Genomic DNA, 21,811 nt, shown 5'->3' on the forward strand with positions numbered 1-21,811 from the left:
CCGGCCATGTCCGGCCGCGGGCGTCCGGAGCCGCGCACGGTGGTCCTGCTTCCGGGCACGCTGGTCCCAACCACGGCATACGACGTCGTGGCGGCGCGGCTCGTTGCCCGCGGCGGGTTCGATCCCGTGCCCTTCGACTGGATGCGCGACGTGCCCCAACCCACGCTCGAGTCCGTGGCGGACGCCGTCGCCGGGCTGATCGGGGAGCGGGGGCACGGGCCGGCCACGGTCGTCGGGCATTCGACCGCCGGCGCCGTCGCGGCGCTGACGGCGCTGGCCCACCCGGACCTCGTGGCCGGGCTGGTGCTGGTCGACTCGGGCCCGAACATGCGCGCGCACTCTTCGATCGACGACATGCTCGCCGGACTGCGCGCCGCCGTGACGGACGCCCAATGGCGGGGATTCGCGTGGCTGAACATCGCGTCCGGGACTCCGGCGCAGCGGGAATCCTGGATCGACTCGATGGTTCGGTACAGCCGCCTCGTGGGTCCGGAGCCGGCGGTGTCCATGCTGGAGAGCCAGTACGCCGCGGATTTCCTCGCCCCGGGGCGCATCGCCGGGCTGCCGGAGGGCCGGATACCGGCCGAGGGGCTGCCGGTGGAGCTGCTGCACGGCGAGCTGGATGCCAAGCGCAAGCCCGTGGACTCGCGGGCATGGCAGGCCGTGTTCCCCGATGCGGACTTCACCCTCGTTCCCGGCTGCGGGCACACGTTGCCGCTGGAGGCGCCGGCCGACGTTGAGCGGGCCGTCACGCGGCTTCAGGAGCGGCTCCACACGTAGGATGGAGGGTCGGGGCGGTCGCCCCGACGCCGAAGGGAGCGCAACGCACATGAGCATGGAACACGCGGCCTGGGGGTCGATCTGGAGGCTTTCCTCCGCCGACGGGGGAAGGCAGTTCACGCCGGGAACGCTGCGCCGCGTCGTCGACTTCGCGAGGCAGTACCGGGGCCGGCTCACCGCGTTCATCCTCATCTCGGTGGTTGCCGCCGTGCTGGCCGTGGCCACCCCGGTCCTGGCCGGCCAGGTGGTGGACGCGATCGTGGCAGGGGGACCCGCCTCCACGATCATCCGTCTTGCGGTGCTGATCGCCGTTGTCGCCGTCGCCGAGGCCGGCGTCACCATCCTGACCCGGTGGCTGTCCTCCAGCCTCGGAGAACAGGTGATCTACGACCTGCGCACGCGCGTGTTCGACCATGTGCAGCGCATGCCCATCGCCTTTTTCATGCGGACCCGGACCGGGGCGCTGGTCAGCCGGCTCAACAACGACGTCATCGGCGCGCAGTCGGCATTCGCCGGGACGCTGTCCGGGGTGGTGAGCAACGTCGTCGCGCTGGCTCTGACCGCGGGCGTGATGCTGAGCACGTCGTGGCAGGTGACGGTGCTGTCCGTCCTGATGCTGCCGATCTTCCTCATCCCCGCGCGCCGCATGGGCCTCACCCTGGCGCGGCTGCGGCGTGAGGCCGCGGACCACAACGCCACCATGGGCACGCAGATGACCGAGCGGTTCTCGGCCCCGGGTGCGACGCTCGTCAAGCTCTTCGGCCGGCCCGAGGCGGAATCCGGCGAATTCGCGACGCGGGCCGCCCGCGTGCGGGACATTGGCGTGAAGATGGCGATGCGGCAGTTCCTCTTCGTCTCCGCGCTGACCCTCGTTGCGGCCCTCGCGCTGGCGCTCGTCTACGGGCTGGGCGGCATCTACGCCCTGCGTGGGGAACTGGCCGCGGGCGACGTCGTGACGCTGGCCCTGCTCCTCACCCGCCTCTACGCGCCGCTGACGGCCCTGGCCAACGCACGCGTGGAGATCATGAGCGCGCTGGTGAGCTTCGACCGCGTCTTCGAAGTGCTGGACCTCAAGCCGCTCATAGAGGAGAAGCCGGACGCGCGGCCGCTGCCCGCCGGACCGATTTCGGTGCGCTTCCGGGACGTGCGCTTCGGGTACCCCGGCGCGGATAAGGTCTCGCTGGCGTCGCTGGAGGACGTCGCGGTCCTGGACACCCGCGGCGGCGAGGAGGTGTTGCACGGCGTGGACTTCGAGGTGGAGGCCGGAAAGACGTATGCGCTGGTGGGGTCCTCGGGCGCCGGCAAATCCACGATCGCGCAACTTCTGGCGCGGCTGTACGACGTCGATTCCGGCGCCGTGGAGCTGGCCGGAGTCGACGTCCGCGACACGACGTTCGCCTCGCTGCGGGACACCGTGGGCATGGTGACCCAGGACGGGCACCTGTTCCACGAGACGATCGGCGCGAACCTGCGCCTCGCCGCGCCGGAGGCCGGCGACGACGAGTTGTGGGGCGCCCTGACCCGGGCGCGGCTCGAGGATCTGGTGCGGTCGCTGCCGGACGGGCTGGACACCATGGTGGGGGAGCGCGGCTACCGCCTCTCCGGCGGCGAACGCCAACGCATGACCATTGCGCGGCTCCTGCTGGCCGCCCCGCGCGTGGTGCTGCTGGACGAGGCGACCGCGGCGCTGGACTCCACGAACGAGGCCGCCGTGCAGGCCGCGCTCGGCGAGGCGTTGGCGGGGCGCACCGCAGTCGTCATCGCGCACCGGCTCTCGACGGTCCGTTCGGCCGACGCGATCCTGGTTATCGAGGAGGGCCGGATCGTCGAACGCGGGACGCACGGGGAACTTCTGGCCGAGGGCGGCCGCTACGCCGAGCTCTATCGGACGCAGTTCGCCGACGCGTAGCCGCTCCGGCGCGGCGCGGTACTAGCCGTGACGCGTCCGCAGCAGCTCCGGCAGCACGTGGTCGCGCAGCAGGGGCGCGATGTCCGTGCGGCGCAGGGCGGACTCCGGCGACTCCCACACCATTTCCTCCAGCTCGGCCGCGACGCGCGGCTCGCCGTCGAGCATCGCGCCGAAGAGGTGGGCGCGGATGTCCGTGTCCGCCTCGTTCGCGGCCGGGCCCGACCAATCGCCCAGCGGGACCAGATCCCGCGGCGCGACGACGAGTCCCAGTTCCTCGTGGAGTTCGCGCAGCGCCGCCGCATTTGGGGCCTCGCCGGGCTCGAGCTTGCCGCCGGGCTGCATGAACACCGTGGTGCCGCGCTTGCGCACCAGCAGGATGCGCCCGGAGCCGTCCAGCAGGCGGACGGCGGCGACGGTCAGGACGGTTGGCATGCCGCCCAGCCTAGCAACGCGGCGCGCCTCTGGTTCCGGCTGAACCAGTAAGGCCTACTCATCTGTATTATCAAAGTGATTCGCCCTGTGGCGCCGGAGATGTTGGGGACGTTGTTCCGGAAACAACGCCAGGGCAACGGCAGTCCGATGCGGAACGAATATGGAGACCAGATGCAGCGCGGCACCAACCTCGGCCGGCTCGGCGATTTCAACCAGGCGGTCATTTTCGAGTCCATCCGGCGCGCCCGCGACGGCGTCAGCCGCGTGGAACTCGCTGAGTCGACGGGGCTTTCCCCGCAGACCATCTCCAACGTGGTCAGGCGCCTGTTGGACGACGGACTCGTCCGCGAGGACCGCACCGTGGTGTCCGGGCCCGGAAAGCCCCGGACCGTGCTCGAGCTGGAGGCCGACCGGCTCATGGCGATCGGCATCCACTTCGACCCGGGCCTGATCTCAGTGGTGATGGTCGACCTCCGCGGCGACGTGGTCGCCTCGGAACGACTGGACACGCCATCGGTCGAAGACCCCGAGAGCACCATGGCCCTGATCGCCAAGTCGGCGGAGGCGCTGATCGCCGAATCGGGGCAGGCGAGGGACCGGATCGTCGGAGTCGGCGTCGCCGTGCCGGGCCCGCTCGATTCCGGCCGCGGAGTCGTGGTGGGCCCGCCCCTGCTGGACGGCTGGACCGAGGTGGAGATCGTCAAGCCATTGAAGGACTTGCTGCGGCTGGACGTCGTGATGGAGAAGGACACGATCGCCGCGTCCATCGCCGAGCTCTGGAACGGCACGAATGAGGAGAACAGAGCCAACTTCGTCTGCGTCTACGGCGGGACCGGTGTCGGCGTGGGCATCGTCCTCGGCGGCGAGGTGATGCGCGGGGTCAGCAACAACGCCGGAGAGATCGGCCACCACTCGGTGGGCGAGGAAACCTTCCCCTGCGTGTGCGGACGCAACGACTGCCTGGCAGGCGCCCTGTCCTTCGACAACCTGTCGCGCCAAGCCTCCGCAGCCGGCCTGGACCTAGGGGCGAACGCCGACGGAACCGTAGCGGAGCGCGCCGCCGCGCTGAACCGCTTGGTGCAGCTTGCCGGCGAAGGCAACGAAGCCGCAGTGGAGCTGGTCATCCGGTGCGCCTCGCTCATCGCGAACATGGTGGCCCAACTGGTCAACGCCCTGGATGTGGACCGGGTGGTCATCGGCGGGCCCGTCTGGTCGCGGGTCAGCGACCTCTGCCTGGACACGGTCGCCGGAATCATCAACGAGCGTTTCACCGCCAAGGCGATCCACGGTATCCGGGTGGAAACCTCCAAGCTGGGACACCGCAACGCGGCCATCGGCGGGGCGTGCGCGGTGCTCGACGCGGCCCTTTCCCCGAAGGCGAGCGCCCTCTTGTTGCGCTGAACCTGTTGCGCTGGAGTTGACGCCTTGTGACCAACGGATTGACTTCGCATCTCTATTGGATTTAGATAATGGGGTGGTGTTGCGGCAACCTAACCGCCCACCGCCGCGGCAGAGCGGGTCTCAGATGCCGTCGCGGCTGGTGGGAGAACGGCGGTTTGGCTGTCGGGGGACAGCGCCCACAGGGCCACCGGCCGGTTAACGCTGAAGATGATGCATAGGGAGCCATCTGACTCTGAACCGGCCGGTGGCCCTACTCTTTTGCCGACTCGACGGACCGGCCCCTCGAGGGAGCGGCGTCCATGGTGCCCCTGACCGGAATTGAACCGATGGCCTACCCTTTAGGAGAGGGTCGCTCTATCCAACTGAGCTACAGGGGCTTGGTCGCCGGCGCTGTGGTGCGCGGCGGACAGCAACCATACTAGCGGGAGCCGGCCGCGTCGTTCCAAATGCCCGCCGGTCCGGCGAGCTAGGACAATCCGGCTCCGGACCACTTCGCCCGGAACGTGGACACGAAGGACCGAATCAGGGCAAAGCCGGCGACGCCCACCGTGCCGAACAGCAGGATCCATCGCGTGGTCGTCAGGGCGCTGGCCAGGGCGATCGCGCCGGCGTCCGCCGGACCGGCCAGGATCCCGTCGATCGCGGCGTTCTCCCACAGGTCGGTGACCGCGAACAGCATCGGCACGGCCCACAGGGACCACCGCAGCGCGCCACGGGCCACGTGGATGTTGACCGCCAGCATGGTGATCAGCGCCAGGAAGAGCGGGAACAGCAGCCCCGCGGTCTTGTGGAGGTAGTTCAGTTGGCCGCGGGCCGCGTCGTCCATCGCCGCGCGAAGGGCCTCGACCTGGGCGGGGCCGTAGCCCCCGATGAGCTGGTCGGGAACCGTGAGCCCGCCGGTGAGGTCGGCCATCTGGTTCAGCGTCAGCAGGTGGTAGTACCAAAACAGCAGGGTCGCCGCGATGAAGCCGGCCACCAGGATCAGGTTCCCGTTGGACTCCGCCGCCTGCGGGCTCCGCGACGTTGTGCCGTTGACCACGGCCCCGCCGGCTCCGGGGCGGGGTGCGGCGCGGCCCGACACCTGGGGCAGGGGATTCCCGGCCGGACCGGCTGGCTTGCGGTTTTTCTTTGGGCGGCCGCGCTGGCCGGACTTTTTCGACATCCCCCCAGTATGCGGGCCGGGGCCGCGCGTCCCGGTCCGCGGGCACCGGAGGGTGGGCCCGCGGCTGTGGATGGCCGCCCCTTGCGTCGTACCCTAACCGTAGACTGGGGGCACCATGGATTTCCTTTTCGACGACTTTTCCGCGCCGCCCAGCCGACCCGCCCGACCCGATGCCGCGGCCCTCCTCGAGGGACTGAACCCGGAGCAGGAGCAGGCCGTGAGGCACGCGGGCTCGCCGCTGCTCATCGTCGCCGGCGCCGGCTCCGGCAAGACGCGCGTGCTCTCCCACCGGATCGCCTACCTGCTCGCCACGGGCCGCGCCCGGCCGCACGAGATCCTGGCGATCACGTTCACCAACAAGGCGGCCGCCGAGATGCGCGAACGCATCGGCGCGCTGGTGGGTCCGGACTCGGACCGCATGTGGATCTCCACGTTCCACTCCTCCTGCGTCAAGATCCTGCGCCGCGAGGCGCCGTCGGTGGGGCTGAAGTCGAACTTCTCCATCTACGACTCCGCGGACTCCCTCCGGCTGATCACGATGGTCGCCAAGGGCCTGGACCTGGACCCGAAGAAGTTCGCGCCCAAGGCGATGGCGCACAAGATCTCCGCGCTGAAGAACGAGCTGATCGACGACGAAGACTTCGCGGCCACGGCCGGCGGTGGGGAACCGTTTACGGCGGCAGTCGCCGAGGTATACCGCGGCTACACGCAGCGGTTGCGGCAGGCCAACGCCATGGACTTCGACGACCTGATCGGCCAGGTGGTCAACGTCTTCCGCGCTTTCCCGGGCGTCGCCGACAACTACCGCCGCCGCTTCCGCCACGTCATGGTGGACGAGTACCAGGACACCAACCACGCCCAGTATTCGCTGGTGCGCGAGCTGACGGGACCCGACGGCCACACCCCCGGGGGCGAGCTGACCGTGGTCGGGGACTCGGACCAGTCCATCTACGCGTTCCGCGGCGCGGACATCCGCAACATCGTCGAGTTCGGCAAGGACTACCCGGACGCGGAAACCATCAAGCTGGAGCAGAACTACCGCTCGACCCAGAACATCCTGACCGCGGCCAACGCCGTGATCTCCCTGAACCCGGACCGCCCGGAGAAGCGGCTGTGGACCGCGGAGGGCGACGGCGCGAAGATCGTCGGCTATGTGGGGGAGTCGGAGCAGGACGAGGCGCGCTGGATCGCCGAGGAGATCCTCCGGCTCAACGACGAGGACGGCATCCGTCCGGGCGACGTCGCGGTGTTCTACCGGACCAACGCGCAGTCCCGCTCCCTGGAGGAGCAGCTGATGCGCGTGGACCTGAAGTACAAGGTGGTCGGCGGCACCCGCTTCTACGACCGCAAGGAGGTCAAGGACGCCCTCGCGTACCTGCGGGTGCTCGTGAACCCCGAGGACGATATCAACGTCCGGCGGATCCTCAACGAACCCAGGCGCGGCATCGGCGACCGGGCCGAGTACGCCGTGGCGGCGCTGGCCCAGCGCGAGCGGATAGCCTTCCTGGAGGCGCTGCGCCGGGCCGAGGAGGCCCCCGGGCTGGCCACGCGGAGCCTGAAGTCCGTGGCGTCGTTCGTGAAGATCATCGACGATCTCGCCGTGGTGGCCGAGGGCTCCGGTGCGGCCGCGTCGCTCGAGGCCGTCCTGGAGCAGACCGGCTACCTGGAGATGCTGCGCAAGTCCGACGACCCGCAGGACGAATCCCGCGTGGAGAACCTGGCCGAGCTGGTCGCCGTGGTCCGCGACTACGAGCGGGACAACCCCGAGGGGGCGCTCGGCGACTTCCTGGAGCAGGTGTCGCTGGTGGCGGACGCGGATTCCATTCCGGACGCGCCCACGGACGCCGAGGGTGCGGAGATGGCCCGGCAGGAGGGGGTCGTCACGCTCATGACGCTGCACACGGCCAAGGGGCTGGAGTTTCCGGTCGTGTTCCTCACGGGCATGGAGCACGGCATCTTCCCGCACCAGCGCTCGATGACGGACCCCAAGGAGCTCGCCGAGGAACGCCGGCTCGCCTACGTCGGCCTGACCCGCGCACGACGCCGGCTCTACGTCACGCGCGCCGAGTACCGGAGCCTGTGGGGCCAGGCGCAGTACAACCCGGCCAGCCAGTTCCTCGAGGAGATCCCGGCGCCGCTGCTCGACTGGAAGCGCGAGGGCGCGGTCCGCACGCCGCTGGGCGGCTTCGGCGGGTCGCTCCGCAAGGACTTCGCAAGCAGCCGGTACGACGCCGGATCCCACTGGGGCGCAGGATCGGGCGCTGGCGGCGTGCGGTCGGATTCGCGTCGCGCCGGGGACGCCGAGGGGTCGGCGCTGCGCACCGTGCCGACCGCGCGCGCCGCCGGACGGGTGCAGCCCCAGAAGGAGGTGGTCGCCCTGTCCGTGGGGGACAAGGTCAGCCACTCGACGTTCGGGGACGGCGTCGTGCTGGCGCTCGAGGGCGCCGGGGACAAGACGGTCGCGAAGGTGAAGTTCGCGGCCGAGGAGAAGCGCCTGCTGCTGCGGTACGCGCCGCTGACGAAGTCCGCCTGATCGGCCGGCCCCATACCGCGAAACGTGACCTCTCTACAAACCGTAGAACTGTGCCCTTCCTCACTAAAGGGTTAGTCTGAACGCGGCGTCTTGCGCCCAGGGACTAAAGTTCCACTTGGAGCCTGCGGCGCAACCGTGCCGCTCTCCAAGCCAAAACGACTTCGACGTAGAAGGACACCAAGCCCGTGGACCTGTATGAATACCAGGCGCGCGATTTGTTTGAGGCGCACGGAGTACCCGTGCTTGCCGGCATCGTTGCGTACACCCCCGAAGAAGCCAAGGCCGCTGCCGAGAAGATCGGCGGCGTCGTCGTCGTCAAGGCGCAGGTCAAGGTAGGCGGCCGCGGTAAGGCCGGCGGCGTCAAGGTCGCGAAAAACGCCGACGAGGCGTTCGCCTACGCGTCCGACATCCTCGGGATGGACATCAAGGGCCACACGGTGAACAAGGTCATGATCGCCCAGGGCGCCGACATCGCCGAGGAGTTCTACTTCTCGGTGCTGCTGGACCGCGCCAACCGCAACTACCTGGCCATGTGCTCGGTCGAAGGCGGTGTGGAGATCGAGGTGCTCGCCGTCGAGCGCCCCGAGGCCCTCGCGAAGATCGCCGTCGACCCCGGCGTCGGAATCGACCAGGCCAAGGCCGACGAGATCGTCGACGCCGCCGGCTTCGCCCCGGAACTGCGCGCCCAGGTCGCCGACGCGATCCTCAAGCTCTGGGACGTGTTCGTCAAGGAAGACGCCACGCTCGTCGAGGTCAACCCGCTCGTCAAGACCGGCGCCGGCGAGATCATCGCGCTGGACGGCAAGGTCTCGCTGGACGAGAACGCCTCCGAGGTCCGCCACCCGGACCACGAGGAGTTGGAGGACAAGGGCGCCGCGGATCCGCTTGAGGCCAAGGCCAAGGAATCCGGCCTGAACTACGTCAAGCTCGACGGCCAGGTGGGCATCATCGGCAACGGCGCCGGACTGGTCATGTCCACGCTGGACGTCGTCGCCTACGCCGGCGAAAGCCACGGCAACGTCAAGCCCGCCAACTTCCTGGACATCGGCGGCGGAGCCTCAGCCGAGGTCATGGCGGCCGGGCTGGACGTCATCCTCAACGACGAGCAGGTCAAGAGCGTGTTCGTGAACGTCTTCGGTGGCATCACCGCGTGCGACGCGGTCGCCAACGGCATCGTCAAGGCCCTGGAGATCCTGGGGTCGAAGGCCACCAAGCCGCTCGTCGTCCGACTGGACGGCAACAACGTAGACGAGGGCCGCCGCATCCTGCGCGACGCCAACCACCCGTTGGTCACCCTCGCCACGACCATGGACGAGGGCGCCGACAAGGCCGCCGAACTGGCGAACGCCTAAGGATCAGGGGAAACAAACATGGCTATCTTCATCAATAAGGATTCCAAGGTCATCGTCCAGGGCATCACCGGCGGCGAGGGCTCCAAGCACACCGCGCGCATGCTGCACGCGGGCACCCAGGTCGTCGGCGGCGTGAACGCCCGCAAGGCCGGCACCACGGTCACCCACGGCGACAAGGAGATCAAGGTCTTCGGCGCGGTCGCCGAGGCCATGGCCGAGACCGGCGCGGACGTGTCGATCGTCTTCGTCCCGCCGAAGTTCACCAAGGACGCCGTCGTCGAGGCCATCGAGGCCGGCATCGGCCTCGTCGTGGTCATCACCGAGGGCGTGCCCGTGCAGGACGCGGCAGAGTTCTGGGCCCTGGCCCAGTCCAAGGTCGACGCCGACGGCAAGCAGGTCACGCGCATCATCGGCCCGAACTGCCCCGGCATCATCACCCCCGGCGAGTCGCTGGTCGGCATCACCCCGGCGAACATCACCGGCAAGGGCGGCGTGGGCCTGGTCTCCAAGTCCGGCACCCTGACCTACCAGATGATGTACGAACTGCGCGACCTCGGCTTCTCCACCGCCATCGGCATCGGCGGCGACCCGGTCATCGGCACCACCCACATCGACGCCCTCGCGGCGTTCGAGGCGGACCCGGAGACCAAGGCGATCGTCATGATCGGCGAAATCGGCGGCGACGCAGAGGAGCGTGCCGCGGAGTTCATCAAGCACAACGTCACGAAGCCGGTCGTCGGCTACGTGGCCGGCTTCACCGCTCCCGAGGGGAAGACCATGGGCCACGCCGGCGCCATCGTCTCCGGCTCCTCCGGAACGGCGCAGGCCAAGAAGGAGGCCCTCGAGGCCGCGGGCGTCAAGGTCGGCAAGACCCCGTCCGAGACCGCGCACCTGTTGCGCGAGGTCTACCCGGAGCACGAGGAAGCCTCGAACCTCTAGGAACCGCGCCTCCCGCCGACGCGGGAGAACGGAAAGCGTTGACGCGTGTGGCCCGGACCCCTTTGGGGGCCGGGCCACACGCGTTCCGGCCCTAGGAGGCGGACTGGCGGTCCAACGCGAAGAAGCTGGTACCGACCCGCTCGAAGGCGCCGGGAACCAGCACCCGCTCCAGGCCGGGGTTCCACTCCACGGGCACCCCGGGCCCGTCCAGTGCCTCGGGCGCGGCGGCAACGAGGGTGTCGATGTCGTTCGCGTCGAGGAGCCACTCGATCCCGCCGCTGGCGATCCGCGCCAGACGGCGTTCGGGGCAGAGCCGCAGTGTGGCCCCGATCCAGTCGTTGGCGAAGCGAGGCGTCGTGTGCGCGGCGGTGCCGCGCAGCGCCGGAGGCCGCGGAGCGGACGCGGGATGCGCCGGCATTCCGGAGCGGGACGGTGGGTGTGACGGGTGGGTGTTGTGCAGCGGGGCCACGGCGGACCTTTCGGATTGTCCTTGCCCGCGGCGGCTGCCGGGGGCCGCTTCGTCATCCGAACCACCCGCCGAACAATCCGGGACGCGGATCCTGGTGGATCCCGCCCGCACTTGGGGTTGGTGCATGGCCAGTCGGAGCTTTGCGCCGGAGGGTTCCCCCGGCGCTGCCATGTCTCGTGAAGCTGGTTCCAGCCTAGCGCGTACGCCGGACGCAGCGCGGTGGGAAGCCCATGTTGCGTAGCGGGCCGACATCTTGCTTCACGCGCGCGGCTAGTCCTTCAGGAGGTCGCGGATGTCCTGCGCGGTCATGGCGGACCCGAAGCCCTCGCCCTCGTCCATCACCGAGGAGATCAGTTGCCGCTTCGCGTCCTGCAGCGCCACGACCTTCTCCTCGATCGTGTCCTTGGCGACCATCCGGTAGACCATCACGTTGCGGGTTTGCCCGATGCGGTGCGCGCGGTCCACGGCCTGGGACTCGGCGGCCGGGTTCCACCACGGGTCCAGCAGGAAGCAGTAGTCCGCCTCGGTCAGGTTCAGCCCGAACCCGCCTGCCTTGAGCGAGATGAGGAACACGGGCGCCTGCCCGGACTTGAACGCCTTGATGACGTCGGGACGGTTGCGGGTGGAACCGTCCAGGTACGTGTACTCCACGTTCTCCGCGTCCAACCGGGCCGCCGCCTTCTTCAGGAAGGACGTGAACTGGCTGAAGACCAGGGCGCGGTGTCCCTCCGCCAGGACGTCCTCGAGCTGCTCGAACAGCACGTCCAGCTTGGCCGAGGGCACGCCCGCATACTCCGGATCCACCAGCGAGGCGTCCAGGGACAGCATCCGCAGCGTGGTCAGGGACTGGAAGATGGTGAAGCGGTTCTTGTCCATGTCCTCGACGAGGCGCAGGATCTTCTGCCGCTCACGCTGGAGGTGCGTGTCGTAGATCTTGCGGTGCTTCGGCGCGAGCTCCACGTGCAGCACCTGTTCCTGCTTGGGCGGCAGGTCGGTGACCACGGCGGCCTTGGTGCGGCGGAGCATGAACGGCCGGATGCGGCGGCGCAGCCTCGCCAGCGGCTCGCCGAGCCCCTGCTTCTCGATGGGGCGCTGGAAGTGCTCGGCGAACCGCAGGCCGGAGGGGAACAGCCCGGGGGAGACGATCGCGAAGATCGACCACAGCTCCATCAGGTTGTTCTCCATCGGCGTGCCGGTGATGGCCAGCTTGAAGCGCGCGTCGAGGTCGCGGGCCGCGTGGTGCGCCTTCGTGGCCTTGTTCTTGACGAACTGCGCCTCGTCCAGGATCAGTCCGGCCCAGGCGACGGACTGGTAGGCCTCGGCGTCGAGGCGGAAGAGGGTGTAGGAGGTCACGACGACGTCGTACTCCCCTGCCAGCGCCGCCAGCGAACGCGTCGCGCGTGACTGGGTGTCCGCGACCGTCGCGACCCGAAGGTCCGGCGAGAACCGCGCGGCCTCGTCCGCCCAGTTGGACACGACCGACGTCGGCGCGACCACCAGGAAGGGCCCCGGAACCAGCGGGCTGGACGACGCCGGCGCTCCGGCCTCGGCGGCGGCGACGCGTCCCGGTGTGGCCGAGTCCGCGGACGCCCCGGTGGCCCACTGTTCCTTGGCGTGCAGGATCAGGGCGAGCGCCTGCAGGGTCTTGCCCAGGCCCATGTCGTCGGCAAGCACGCCGCCGAGGCCGTTGCGCCACAGCATGGCGAGCCATTCGAAGCCCTCGCGCTGGTACGGCCGCAGCTCGGCGCGCAGACCCGCGGGCAGGTCCACGGGTCCGGCCTCGGCCACGTTCATCAGGGCCGCGACGCCGGAGTGCCAGGAGTCCGGGCCCTCGGTGTGCGTGGCCAGTTCGTCGAGCTCCTCCCACAGGGATGCCTGGTAGCGCGTGATGCGCAGTTCGTTGGTCTTGTCGTGCAGCTGCGAGGCCTCGCTGACCAGTTCGCGCAGCTTGTCGAACAGCGGGTGTTCGAGCGAGAAGTACGTCTTGTCCGGCAACAGCATGCGGGTCTGCCCGCGGGAGAGCGCACGCAGGATCTCGCTGAAGGGCAGGCGGCGTTCGCCGACCGCGATGACCAGCCCCAGATCGAACCAGTCGCGGCGCTCGGACTCGACCGTGGTGACGGTGAGCTCGGGCGCCTCGGTCAGCTCGCGGTATTCGGGTTCGTTGCCGGTCTGGTCGACGACGACGCCCTCGAGCGCGCGGAGTGCCGGCAGGATGCGCCGGACGAAGTCCACCGTGTCCAGGCCGCGCAGCGTGCGGGGGGCCAGCACGCGGCCGGCCAGCGCGGGGGAGTCCTCCAGCACCGCGAGGGCGGAGTTTTCCAGCGCGGTCTCGGCCTCGGCGTCGCGGGTGTCGGCGTCCACGGGCACCGGCCCGTAGTCGAAGTCCCAGTCCAGTTCGGCGGCGTCGCCGCCCGGGTAGCGCACTCGCAGCAGCAGCTTCGGCGGAAGGATGTCCGGCAGGTCCACGGAACGGTCGGGACTGACGACGGCGATGCGCCGTCCCAGCCTCGGGTAGACCTTCGCGATGAAATCCTCGACGTCGGCGGCGGGAACCTCGATCGCCTCGGGCCGCCGGAGCAGTTCCAGCTCGGTGGGGTCCAGCCGCCCCTCCACCGGGGACAGGAGGATCAGGGAGCCGTCCGCGCTGGCGGCGTAGATCCCGTGGTTTCCGATCGCGCCGGCCGGAAGCTGCGGCTCCAGGGCGACGACCTGGCCGTCGATGGACAGGGTCGGGACGAGCGTGAGGCCGGCGCCGTCCGCCGCCGGGCGGAAGGCTGACAGCGCGACGGCGGCCGGTGCGCCGAGTGCCACCGTGGTCTCGGCGCGCGCGGCGATGAGCGCGATGCCGAGTTCGGCCGATTCGGCCAGCAGCGCCCACAGCAGGGGAGAGCTGAACTCGTCCAGGTACAGCCAGTCGTTGTCCTCGCCGAAGTAGAGCTGCCCGTTGGCGCGGTAGAGGGGTACGAACTGGCAGAACCAGCGGTGCTGTTCGGGGTCCAGGTTCAGGCCGTACGTCTTGAAGCTGATGGTGTTCCAGCGCAGGTTCCCGCGGACCCAGCGGCCGTTTCCGGACTGGACCATCGGGCGGACACCGAGCCGCCAGCGGTGCGCGGCGGCGCGCTGGTGCCCGACGCCGGATCCCGGCGCCCATTGCCGGTGGGCCTGCAGCGTGGTGTCCTGCAGTTCGAACTGCAACGCCATGGCCTGCGGGTGGGACTTGTCGCCCGGCTTCTGTCCGCGGTTGGCGGCCGCCGCCGCGTTGGCCGTGGCCGTTGCGGCCCGCGCTCCGGCGCCGAGCAGCCCGTTGAGGCTCTCCCGCCAGGCCGGGGCAGGGGCCGGAGCGGTGTTTTCGAAGAACACGTCGCGCGAGCGCAGGTGCAGGGTGTTCGAGTGGATGAGCAGCGCCGCGCCGTGCTTGCAGTTGGTGCCCACGGGGCAGCTGCAGCTGCTTCCGGCGACCGTCCAGGCCTCGCCCTTGCGGGCAAGGGACACCGCGCAGGCGTACGCCGCCGCGTCGGTGCCCTGCACCCGGCCCGAGAGTCGCCCGCTGGGGTCCCACTCGAAGTTCCCGATGCGCTCGGTGTTGGCGTAGGCCTTGCCCCGGGTGAACGCCGCACCGCCGACAACGCGGAGGATCTCACGTGCGTCGACGAGGGGAAATTCGGGTTCGGCCATCCTCCTATCGTTTCACGACCACGGCACCCGCGGCGAACCGCGTCCACCCTCCCGCCGGCCCCCGGCGGCGGTGAACACGCGAGGACCCCGTCGCACCAAAGTCTTGACTTTGTAAATATGTCAGGACAAACTCTTTTAAACGTTGTCGAATCGATGAGGAGAAAGCCATGCCGCTGTTGCGGATTGACCTGGTCCAGGGCCGGACGCCGGCGCAGGTGGCGGCAGTGAGTGCGGCCATCCACGGGGCGGTCGTGGCCGAGTATGGCATTCCGGACCGCGACTATTTCCAGATCATCTCGGAGCATCCCGCCGGGATGGTCGTCGCGCAGGATGCCGGCCTGGGGTTCGAGCGCGGGCCGGGCGTCGTGATGATCCAGGTCTTCACCCAGCGCGGCCGATCCGCGGAGGCCAAGGCCTCGCTGTTCCGGGCCATTGCCGCGGCCCTGGCCCCCTTGGGGGTGGGTGGAGAGGATGTCTTCATCGGCTACGTGGAGAACGGTCCCGAGGACTGGTCCTTCGGGTTCGGCGTGGCGCAGTACCAGACCGGCGAGCTCGCCGTGCCGTCCCCCGACGTCGCGTCATGAGATTTTTTGTAAGAATGTCAGTACAAACCTTTGACAGGACAAAGAAATTGATGGAGAGTGGCACATGTGCCCCGGCTCACACGGTGGCCGTGGATGATGTTCGGGAGCCGACCGCCCCGGCAAGGAAAGGAAGGCGATCAGCGTGAACCTCGATGTGCTGACCATGGGACGCATCAGCGTTGACATCTACCCGAACGAGATCGGGGTGGGGCTCGCCGACGTGGAGAGCTTCGGCAAGTACCTCGGCGGATCGCCGACCAACGTCGCTGTCGCCGCCGCGCGCCATGGACGCCGCACCGGCGTCGTCACCCGCGTCGGGGACGACGACTTCGGGACCTATCTGATGCGCGAACTCGGGCGCTACGGCGTCGACGCGTCCCAGGTGGCGGCCGTCGCCGGCCTGCAGACGCCCGTGACGTTCTGCGCCATCCAGCCACCGGACGACTTCCCCCTCTACTTCTACGGGCGCCAGCCCACCGCCCCGGACTGGGAGATCGCCGCCGGCGAACTGGACCTGGACGCCATCCGCGATGCGCGCATCTTCTGGTCCACCGTGACGGGACTCAGCCGGGAGCCAAGCGCCGCCGCCCACCTGGCCGCCCTCGAAGCCCGCCCGCGCACCGGCCTCGCCGAAGGCGCCTTCACCATCCTGGACCTGGACTACCGGCCCATGTTCTGGGACTCGGAGGAGGCCGCCCACGAACAGGTGGCCCGCATCCTGCCGCACGTCACGGTCGCCATCGGTAACGACACCGAGTGCGCCGTCGCCGTCGGCGCCGGGACTCCCGACGAGCAGGCGGACCGGCTCCTCGCCGCCGGCGTAGAGATCGCCGTCGTCAAGCTGGGCCCCGAGGGTGTCATGGCCAAGACCCGCACGGACCGCGTCGTCTCCGCACCGGTGCCCGTGCAGACCGTCAACGGGCTCGGGGCCGGGGATTCGTTCGGTGGCGCCTTCTGCCACGGACTGCTCGCAGGCTGGCCGCTGGCCACCGTGCTGGACTACGCCAACGCCTCCGGCGCCATCGTCGCCTCGCGCGTGGCCTGTTCCGAAGACATGCCGACGCCCGCCGAGGTCGTGGCGCTGCTCGCCGAGCGCGGACGCCTGACGCCCGCCCTGGAAGAACTGGAGAGTGCCAAGTGAGCACCATCGCCATCGATCCGCAGGATCCCCGCCGCTACGAGCACCTGAGCAGGCTTCGGCTCGAGCAGCCGGGGGCCGTCGCGGAGGCTGCCGCGCGCCGCGTGCGCCACCCGGGACCCGTCCTGGGCGAGCAGAACTTCATCATCGCGGCCGACCACCCGGCCCGCGGTGCCCTGTCCGTCGGCCCCAACCCGTCCGCCATGGCCGACCGGCGGGACCTGCTGGACCGGCTGCGGACCGCGCTGGAGAACCCCGCCGTCGATGGCGTTCTGGCCAGTCCCGACGTCATGGACGACCTGCTGCTCCTCGGTGCGCTCGAGGGCAAGCTGGTCTTCGGTTCGATGAACCGCGGCGGCCTCGCCGGCTTCGTCAACGAACTCGACGACCGCTTCACGGGCCACACCGCCGCCGCGCTCGCCGACTTCGGGGCCGACGGCGGCAAGATGCTCACCCGCATCGCCCTCGGCGACCCGGCGACCGCCTGGATCCTGGAGAACACGGCGCATGCGATCGACGAACTCGCCGCCCGCGGGCTCGTCGCCATGGTCGAGCCGTTCCTTTCTGCCTGGGTGGACGGCAAGGTCCGCAACGACCTCAGCGCCGACGCCGTCATCAAGTCCGTGGCCATCGCCTCCGGACTCGGCTCGACCAGCGCGTACACGTGGATGAAGCTGCCGGTCGTGCCGGAGATGGAACGCGTCATGGCGGCGACCACGCTGCCCACCGTCCTGCTCGGCGGGGACCCGAGCACCGCTCCGGACGAGGTCTTCGCCACGTGGGCGGCGGCGCTGGCGCTCCCGGGCGTCCAAGGCCTCACGGTAGGACGCACGCTGCTTTATCCGCCGGACGGCAACGTCTCCGGAGCCGTCGCCACCGCCGCATCCCTGTTGAACTCCACGGCGCGCTCGCGCTCCGTGGGCGCAGCCACGAAGGAGGCCTAGCAGCCATGTCACACCGCACCATGACCGTCGCCCAGGCGGTCGTCGAGTTCCTTGGCCGGCAATACGTCGTGGACTCCGTCGGCGGCGAGGACTACCGCAGCCGGCTCATCCCGGGGATGTTCGGCATCTTCGGCCACGGAAACGTCGCCGGCGTCGGCCAGGCACTCAAGCAGTGGCAGGCCGCGGACCCCACCCTGATGCCCTACTACCAGGGCCGCAACGAACAGGCCCAGTCGCACCAGGCCGTCGGGTACGCGCGGCACATGCGCCGCCGCGCGACCTACGCCGTGAGCACATCGATCGGCCCGGGGTCCTCCAACCTGCTGACCGGGGCGGCGCTGGCCACGGCGAACCGCCTCCCAGTGCTGCTGCTGCCCTCGGACACCTTCGCCACCCGGGCCGCGGACCCCGTCCTGCAGCAGCTCGAGCATCCGCACGGCTACGACATCACGGTCAACGACGCGTTCCGGCCCCTGTCCAAGTACTTCGACCGCGTCAACCGCCCCGAACAGCTGTTCTCGGCGATGATGCACGGCCTGCGCGTCCTGACGGACCCCGCGGAGACCGGCGCCGTCACCATCTCGCTGCCGCAGGACGTGCAGGCCGAGGTCTTCGACGTCCCCGGGGAGTTCCTCGCCGAGCGCGACTGGCGGATCCGCCGGCCCGCGCCGGAGGAGCAGGACATCGCCCGCGCGGCCGTGCTGATCCGTGCGGCCAAGCGGCCGCTCATCGTCGCGGGCGGCGGAGTCCTGTACGCGTTTGCCCAGGACCAGCTGGCGGCCTTCGCCGAAGCCACGGGGATCCCCGTCGGCTACACGCAGGCCGGCGTCGGGACCCTGCCTTGGGACGCGCCGTACTGCCTGGGCGCCATCGGCTCCACGGGCACGACGGCGGCCAACGCCCTGGCACGCGAGGCGGACCTGGTGATCGGCATCGGAACGCGCTACGAGGACTTCACGACGGCGTCCCGCACCGCGTTCCAGAACCCGGACGTCTCCTTCGTGAACATCAACGTCGCCCCGATCGACGCCTACAAGCACGGGACATCGCTGCCGATCGTCGCGGACGCCCGCAAGGCGCTCGTGGCGCTGACGACGGCGCTGACGGGCTACCGCGTCGGCGCCGACCTGGAGCGGACCATCGCCGACGAAAAGCAGCGCTGGGACGCCACGGTCGACGAGGCATTCAACACCCGGCATGCCCCGTTGCCCGCGCAGAACGAGATCATCGGCGCCGTGAACGCAGCGATGGCGGACACCGACGTCGTGGTGTGCGCAGCCGGCTCCCTGCCCGGGGACCTGCACAAGATGTGGCGGGTCAAGGATGCCTACGGCTACCACGTCGAGTACGCGTTCTCCTGCATGGGATACGAGATCGCCGGCGGCCTCGGCGTCAAGCGCGCTGCCATCGACGAGGCCGCCGCGTCCGGCGCCCCGGCGCGCGACGTCGTCGTCATGGTCGGCGACGGCTCGTATCTGATGATGCACACCGAACTCGTCACCGCGGTGGCCGAGGGCATCAAACTCATCGTCGTCCTGATCCAGAACCACGGCTACGCGTCGATCGGTTCGCTGTCCGAATCGCTGGGCTCGCAGCGCTTCGGCACCCAGTACCGGGTGCTGGACAAGAACACGCACTCGTTCGACGCCGGGGAAACGCTCCCGGTGGACCTCGCGCTGAACGCCGAGTCGCTCGGCGTGCGCGTCATCCGGGTGGAACCCGGACCGGACGCGATCGTGGACCTGGCGGCGGCCGTCGCCGAGGCCAAGGCGGTGCCCGAGGGTGCCGGCCCGGTGCTGATACACGTGGAATCGGACCCGCTGCTGGACGCGCCGGACTCCGAATCCTGGTGGGACGTCCCCGTCTCCGGGGTCTCCGACCTCGAATCCACGCGGGCCGCCCACCGCGTCTACACCGAGAAGAAGTCCATCCAGAAGAACTTCCTGGGCTAGCCTCCCGGCGCCCGGCACACCAAAACACTTACAGAACAGACCCCGAAAGGAAGCCATGAGCATCCAGACCACCACGGCCACCGGCGTGAAGACCATCAACCACTTCATCAACGGCGCGGAGACCGCCGGCGTCGGCACCGCCACCCAGCCCGTCTACGACCCGGCCACCGGCCAGATCACCGGCGAACTCCGCCTGGCCGGCCCGGAGGACCTCAACGCGGCCGTCGCCGCGGCCCGCGCGGCCGCCGACTCGTGGGGCGACATGTCCCTCGCCCGCCGCACGGCCGTCCTGTTCAAGTTCCGCGAACTGCTCGCCGCGAACACCGACGAGCTGGCCCGGATCGTCACCAGCGAGCACGGCAAGGTGCTCTCCGACGCCGCCGGCGAGATCGGCCGCGGACTCGAGGTCGTCGAGTACGCCTGCGGCATCTCGCAGTCCACCAAGGGTGAGTACTCGGACCAGGTCTCCACCGGGATCGACGTGTTCTCCTTTCGCCAGCCGCTCGGCGTCGTCGCCGGCATCACCCCGTTCAACTTCCCGGTCATGGTGCCGCTGTGGATGGCGCCGGTCGCGATCGCCGCCGGCAACGCCTTCATCCTCAAGCCCTCCGAGCGCGACCCGTCCGCGAGCCTGTTCCTGGCGGGCCTCTGGAAGCGGGCCGGTCTGCCCGACGGCGTCTTCACTGTCCTGCACGGAGGCAAAGAGACCGTCGACGGTCTGCTGACGCACCCGGACATCGACGGGATCTCTTTCGTCGGCTCCACCCCGATCGCCAAGCACGTCCACGAGACGGCCACCAAACACGGCAAGCGCGTGCAGGCCCTCGGCGGGGCGAAGAACCACGCCGTCGTCATGCCCGACGCCGACCTGGACCTGGCCGCGGACCACCTCACCGCAGCCGCGTTCGGCTCCGCCGGGCAGCGCTGCATGGCGATCTCCGTCGCCGTGACCGTGGGAGAGGCAGGCGACGCCCTGATGGACCGGCTCGTGGTGCGGGCCAACGACATCAAGGTCGCCAACGGCACGGACCCGGACGCGGACATGGGCCCGGTCATCACCCCGGCGTCCAAGACCCGCATCCAGCGGATCGTCGGCGAGGCCGGCGAGGCCGGCGCCGCGGTCCTGGTGGACGGGCGCGACCTGCTGGTCAAGGACCACGAGGAGGGCTTCTTCGTGGGCCCCACCGTGATCGACAAGGTCACCACGGAAATGACCGCCTACACCGAGGAGATCTTCGGGCCGGTGCTCGTGGTGGTCCGCGTCGACACGCTGGACGAGGCCATCGACGTGGTCAACGCCAACCCCTACGGCAACGGCACGGCCATCTTCACCTCCTCCGGGTCCAACGCGCGCAGCTACACGCGCCGGATCCGGGTGGGCATGGTCGGCATCAACGTCCCGCTGCCCGTCCCCGTGGCGTGGCACTCCTTCGGCGGCTGGAAGGACTCGCTCTTCGGCGACCACCACATCTACGGACCCGACGGCGTGCGCTTCTACACGCGCGGCAAGGCCGTCACCCAGCGCTGGCCCGAGCCCGCGCACGAATCCACGGCCTCCTTCAACTTCCCCTCCAACTAGCCGCCCCGGCACGCGAAAGGCACAGGACATGCCCGAGATCAGCAACAAGCTCACCATCGGCACCGCGCCGGACTCCTGGGGCGTCTGGTTCCCGGACGACCCCAAGCAGACCCCGTGGGAGCGGTTCCTGGACGAGGTCGTCGAATCCGGCTACAAGACGATCGAGCTGGGACCCTACGGCTACCTGCCCACCGATCCGTCGAGGCTGGCCGACGAGCTGTCCGCCCGCGGGCTGGACGTCTGCGCGGGCACCGTCTTCACCGCGTTCCACCGCGGGCTCGACGGCTCCGCCGGGGCCTGGGAAGAGGCGTGGGAACCGGCCCGCAGGGTCGCCGAGCTCACGGCCGCGATGGGCGGCAAGCACATCGTGGTCATCCCGGCGATGTGGCGGGACGACGTCACAGGGGAGGCGGTGGAGGACGAGCACCTCTCCACCGAAGCCTGGTCCTCGCTGTTCACCGGGCACGACCGGCTGGGACGGATCCTGCGCGAGGAGTTCGGCCTCCAGCAGCAGTTCCACTCCCACGCCGACTCCCACGTCTGCGGCCAGGCGGACATCGAACGGTTCCTGCAGCACACAGACCCGACGCTGACGACGCTGTGCCTGGACACCGGACACGCCGAATACGGGGGAGCGTCCTCCGTGGACCTCATCGAGAAGTACCCGGAGCGGATCGGCTACCTGCACCTGAAGCAGATCGACCCGCAGGTGCTGGCGACGGTGCGCGAACGGAACCTGACCTGGGCCGAGGCCAACCTGGCCGGCGTCATGGTGGAACCCCCGAACGGGCTGCCGGACCTCGGCGCCGTGATCGACGCCGTCGAGCGCCTCGAGCGTCCGATCTACGGGATCGTCGAGCAGGACATGTACCCCGTCGCGGACTTTTCGGTCCCGATGCCGATCGCCCGGCGGACCCGTCAGCACCTGTTGTCCTGCGGTTCCCGCACCCGCGTCTAGC

The 21,811-nt window shown here is 69.7% G+C and carries 16 protein-coding genes and 1 tRNA gene; 12 read left to right on the plus strand and 5 right to left on the minus strand.

Going from position 1 to position 21,811, the window contains the following annotated elements:
* The first annotated feature begins 6 nt into the window (after window positions 1-6).
* Together AC0QSG_RS15755 and AC0QSG_RS15760 are read left to right on the plus strand one after the other, a co-directional pair.
* On the plus strand, window positions 7-780 hold the full coding sequence (locus tag AC0QSG_RS15755; RefSeq protein WP_475376085.1) for an alpha/beta fold hydrolase: 774 nt from the start codon (window positions 7-9) through the stop codon (window positions 778-780).
* Between the two features lie 49 nt (window positions 781-829).
* Window positions 830-2,689 (plus strand): ABC transporter ATP-binding protein, encoded by a 1,860-nt coding sequence (locus tag AC0QSG_RS15760; RefSeq protein ID WP_435727075.1) that lies wholly within the window; start codon window positions 830-832, stop codon window positions 2,687-2,689.
* A 21-nt stretch (window positions 2,690-2,710) separates the two neighbouring features.
* On the opposite strand, the gene AC0QSG_RS15765 is transcribed toward AC0QSG_RS15760, so the two are convergent.
* Window positions 2,711-3,121 (minus strand): NUDIX hydrolase, encoded by a 411-nt coding sequence (locus AC0QSG_RS15765; protein ID WP_435727074.1) that lies wholly within the window; start codon window positions 3,119-3,121, stop codon window positions 2,711-2,713.
* A gap of 147 nt (window positions 3,122-3,268) precedes the next feature.
* Here AC0QSG_RS15765 and AC0QSG_RS15770 point away from each other — a divergent pair, with 147 nt between their 5' ends.
* Window positions 3,269-4,522 carry an ROK family transcriptional regulator gene (locus AC0QSG_RS15770; protein WP_475376086.1) on the plus strand — a complete coding sequence of 418 codons (1,254 nt, stop codon included), beginning with the start codon at window positions 3,269-3,271 and terminating at the stop codon, window positions 4,520-4,522.
* A gap of 300 nt (window positions 4,523-4,822) precedes the next feature.
* Here AC0QSG_RS15770 and AC0QSG_RS15775 read toward each other — a convergent pair.
* Together AC0QSG_RS15775 and AC0QSG_RS15780 are read right to left on the minus strand one after the other, a co-directional pair.
* Window positions 4,823-4,899: transfer RNA gene (locus AC0QSG_RS15775), tRNA-Arg, on the minus strand.
* A gap of 89 nt (window positions 4,900-4,988) precedes the next feature.
* Window positions 4,989-5,561, minus strand: coding sequence for a hypothetical protein (locus AC0QSG_RS15780; RefSeq protein WP_475376087.1), 573 nt, complete (start codon window positions 5,559-5,561; stop codon window positions 4,989-4,991).
* A gap of 238 nt (window positions 5,562-5,799) precedes the next feature.
* Here AC0QSG_RS15780 and pcrA point away from each other — a divergent pair, with 238 nt between their 5' ends.
* The 3 genes from pcrA (at window position 5,800) to sucD (ending at window position 10,508) form a co-directional block, all read left to right on the plus strand.
* Window positions 5,800-8,217 (plus strand): DNA helicase PcrA, encoded by a 2,418-nt coding sequence (gene pcrA, locus AC0QSG_RS15785; RefSeq protein WP_475376088.1) that lies wholly within the window; start codon window positions 5,800-5,802, stop codon window positions 8,215-8,217.
* Between the two features lie 185 nt (window positions 8,218-8,402).
* Window positions 8,403-9,569 carry an ADP-forming succinate--CoA ligase subunit beta gene (gene sucC, locus AC0QSG_RS15790; RefSeq protein ID WP_475376089.1) on the plus strand — a complete coding sequence of 389 codons (1,167 nt, stop codon included), beginning with the start codon at window positions 8,403-8,405 and terminating at the stop codon, window positions 9,567-9,569.
* Between the two features lie 18 nt (window positions 9,570-9,587).
* A complete protein-coding gene (gene sucD / locus AC0QSG_RS15795; RefSeq protein WP_435727069.1) occupies window positions 9,588-10,508 on the plus strand; it encodes a succinate--CoA ligase subunit alpha in 921 nt (306 codons plus the stop codon).
* 91 nt (window positions 10,509-10,599) lie between these two features.
* On the opposite strand, the gene AC0QSG_RS15800 is transcribed toward sucD, so the two are convergent.
* Window positions 10,600-10,977 (minus strand): hypothetical protein, encoded by a 378-nt coding sequence (locus AC0QSG_RS15800; RefSeq protein ID WP_475376090.1) that lies wholly within the window; start codon window positions 10,975-10,977, stop codon window positions 10,600-10,602.
* A gap of 270 nt (window positions 10,978-11,247) precedes the next feature.
* On the minus strand, window positions 11,248-14,655 hold the full coding sequence (locus AC0QSG_RS15805; RefSeq protein WP_475376091.1) for a DEAD/DEAH box helicase: 3,408 nt from the start codon (window positions 14,653-14,655) through the stop codon (window positions 11,248-11,250).
* Window positions 14,656-14,822: 167 nt separating this feature from the next.
* Here AC0QSG_RS15805 and AC0QSG_RS15810 point away from each other — a divergent pair, with 167 nt between their 5' ends.
* From AC0QSG_RS15810 to AC0QSG_RS15835, 6 genes are all read left to right on the plus strand, one after another.
* A complete protein-coding gene (locus tag AC0QSG_RS15810; protein ID WP_475376092.1) occupies window positions 14,823-15,239 on the plus strand; it encodes a tautomerase family protein in 417 nt (138 codons plus the stop codon).
* Between the two features lie 163 nt (window positions 15,240-15,402).
* Window positions 15,403-16,380: a 5-dehydro-2-deoxygluconokinase gene (iolC, locus tag AC0QSG_RS15815; RefSeq protein ID WP_475377332.1), complete on the plus strand. Its 978-nt coding sequence runs from the start codon at window positions 15,403-15,405 to the stop codon at window positions 16,378-16,380.
* Complete coding sequence (locus AC0QSG_RS15820; protein WP_475376093.1) at window positions 16,377-17,321, plus strand: Cgl0159 family (beta/alpha)8-fold protein; 945 nt, start codon at window positions 16,377-16,379, stop codon at window positions 17,319-17,321. Before iolC ends, AC0QSG_RS15820 begins: the two co-directional genes overlap by 4 nt.
* A gap of 20 nt (window positions 17,322-17,341) precedes the next feature.
* Window positions 17,342-19,273, plus strand: a complete 1,932-nt coding sequence (iolD, locus tag AC0QSG_RS15825; protein WP_475377333.1) for a 3D-(3,5/4)-trihydroxycyclohexane-1,2-dione acylhydrolase (decyclizing) — start codon at window positions 17,342-17,344, stop codon at window positions 19,271-19,273.
* Between the two features lie 55 nt (window positions 19,274-19,328).
* Window positions 19,329-20,852, plus strand: a complete 1,524-nt coding sequence (locus tag AC0QSG_RS15830; protein ID WP_475376094.1) for a CoA-acylating methylmalonate-semialdehyde dehydrogenase — start codon at window positions 19,329-19,331, stop codon at window positions 20,850-20,852.
* Window positions 20,853-20,880: 28 nt separating this feature from the next.
* Entirely contained in the window at window positions 20,881-21,810 is a 930-nt protein-coding gene (locus AC0QSG_RS15835) for a sugar phosphate isomerase/epimerase family protein (RefSeq protein WP_475376095.1), read from the plus strand.
* The last annotated feature ends 1 nt before the right edge of the window (window position 21,811 follow it).

It is taken from the genome of Arthrobacter sp. LT660 (assembly GCF_056172845.1).

Coding starts and splice junctions, on each gene's coding strand:
- AC0QSG_RS15755 (WP_475376085.1), top strand. CDS start 7: ATGTCCGGCCGCGGGCGTCCGGAGCCGCGCACGGTGGTCCTGCTTCCG.
- AC0QSG_RS15760 (WP_435727075.1), top strand. CDS start 830: ATGAGCATGGAACACGCGGCCTGGGGGTCGATCTGGAGGCTTTCCTCC.
- AC0QSG_RS15765 (WP_435727074.1), bottom strand. CDS start 3,121: ATGCCAACCGTCCTGACCGTCGCCGCCGTCCGCCTGCTGGACGGCTCC.
- AC0QSG_RS15770 (WP_475376086.1), top strand. CDS start 3,269: ATGCGGAACGAATATGGAGACCAGATGCAGCGCGGCACCAACCTCGGC.
- pcrA (WP_475376088.1), top strand. CDS start 5,800: ATGGATTTCCTTTTCGACGACTTTTCCGCGCCGCCCAGCCGACCCGCC.
- sucD (WP_435727069.1), top strand. CDS start 9,588: ATGGCTATCTTCATCAATAAGGATTCCAAGGTCATCGTCCAGGGCATC.
- AC0QSG_RS15805 (WP_475376091.1), bottom strand. CDS start 14,655: ATGGCCGAACCCGAATTTCCCCTCGTCGACGCACGTGAGATCCTCCGC.
- AC0QSG_RS15810 (WP_475376092.1), top strand. CDS start 14,823: ATGCCGCTGTTGCGGATTGACCTGGTCCAGGGCCGGACGCCGGCGCAG.
- iolC (WP_475377332.1), top strand. CDS start 15,403: ATGGGACGCATCAGCGTTGACATCTACCCGAACGAGATCGGGGTGGGG.
- iolD (WP_475377333.1), top strand. CDS start 17,342: ATGACCGTCGCCCAGGCGGTCGTCGAGTTCCTTGGCCGGCAATACGTC.
- AC0QSG_RS15830 (WP_475376094.1), top strand. CDS start 19,329: ATGAGCATCCAGACCACCACGGCCACCGGCGTGAAGACCATCAACCAC.
- AC0QSG_RS15835 (WP_475376095.1), top strand. CDS start 20,881: ATGCCCGAGATCAGCAACAAGCTCACCATCGGCACCGCGCCGGACTCC.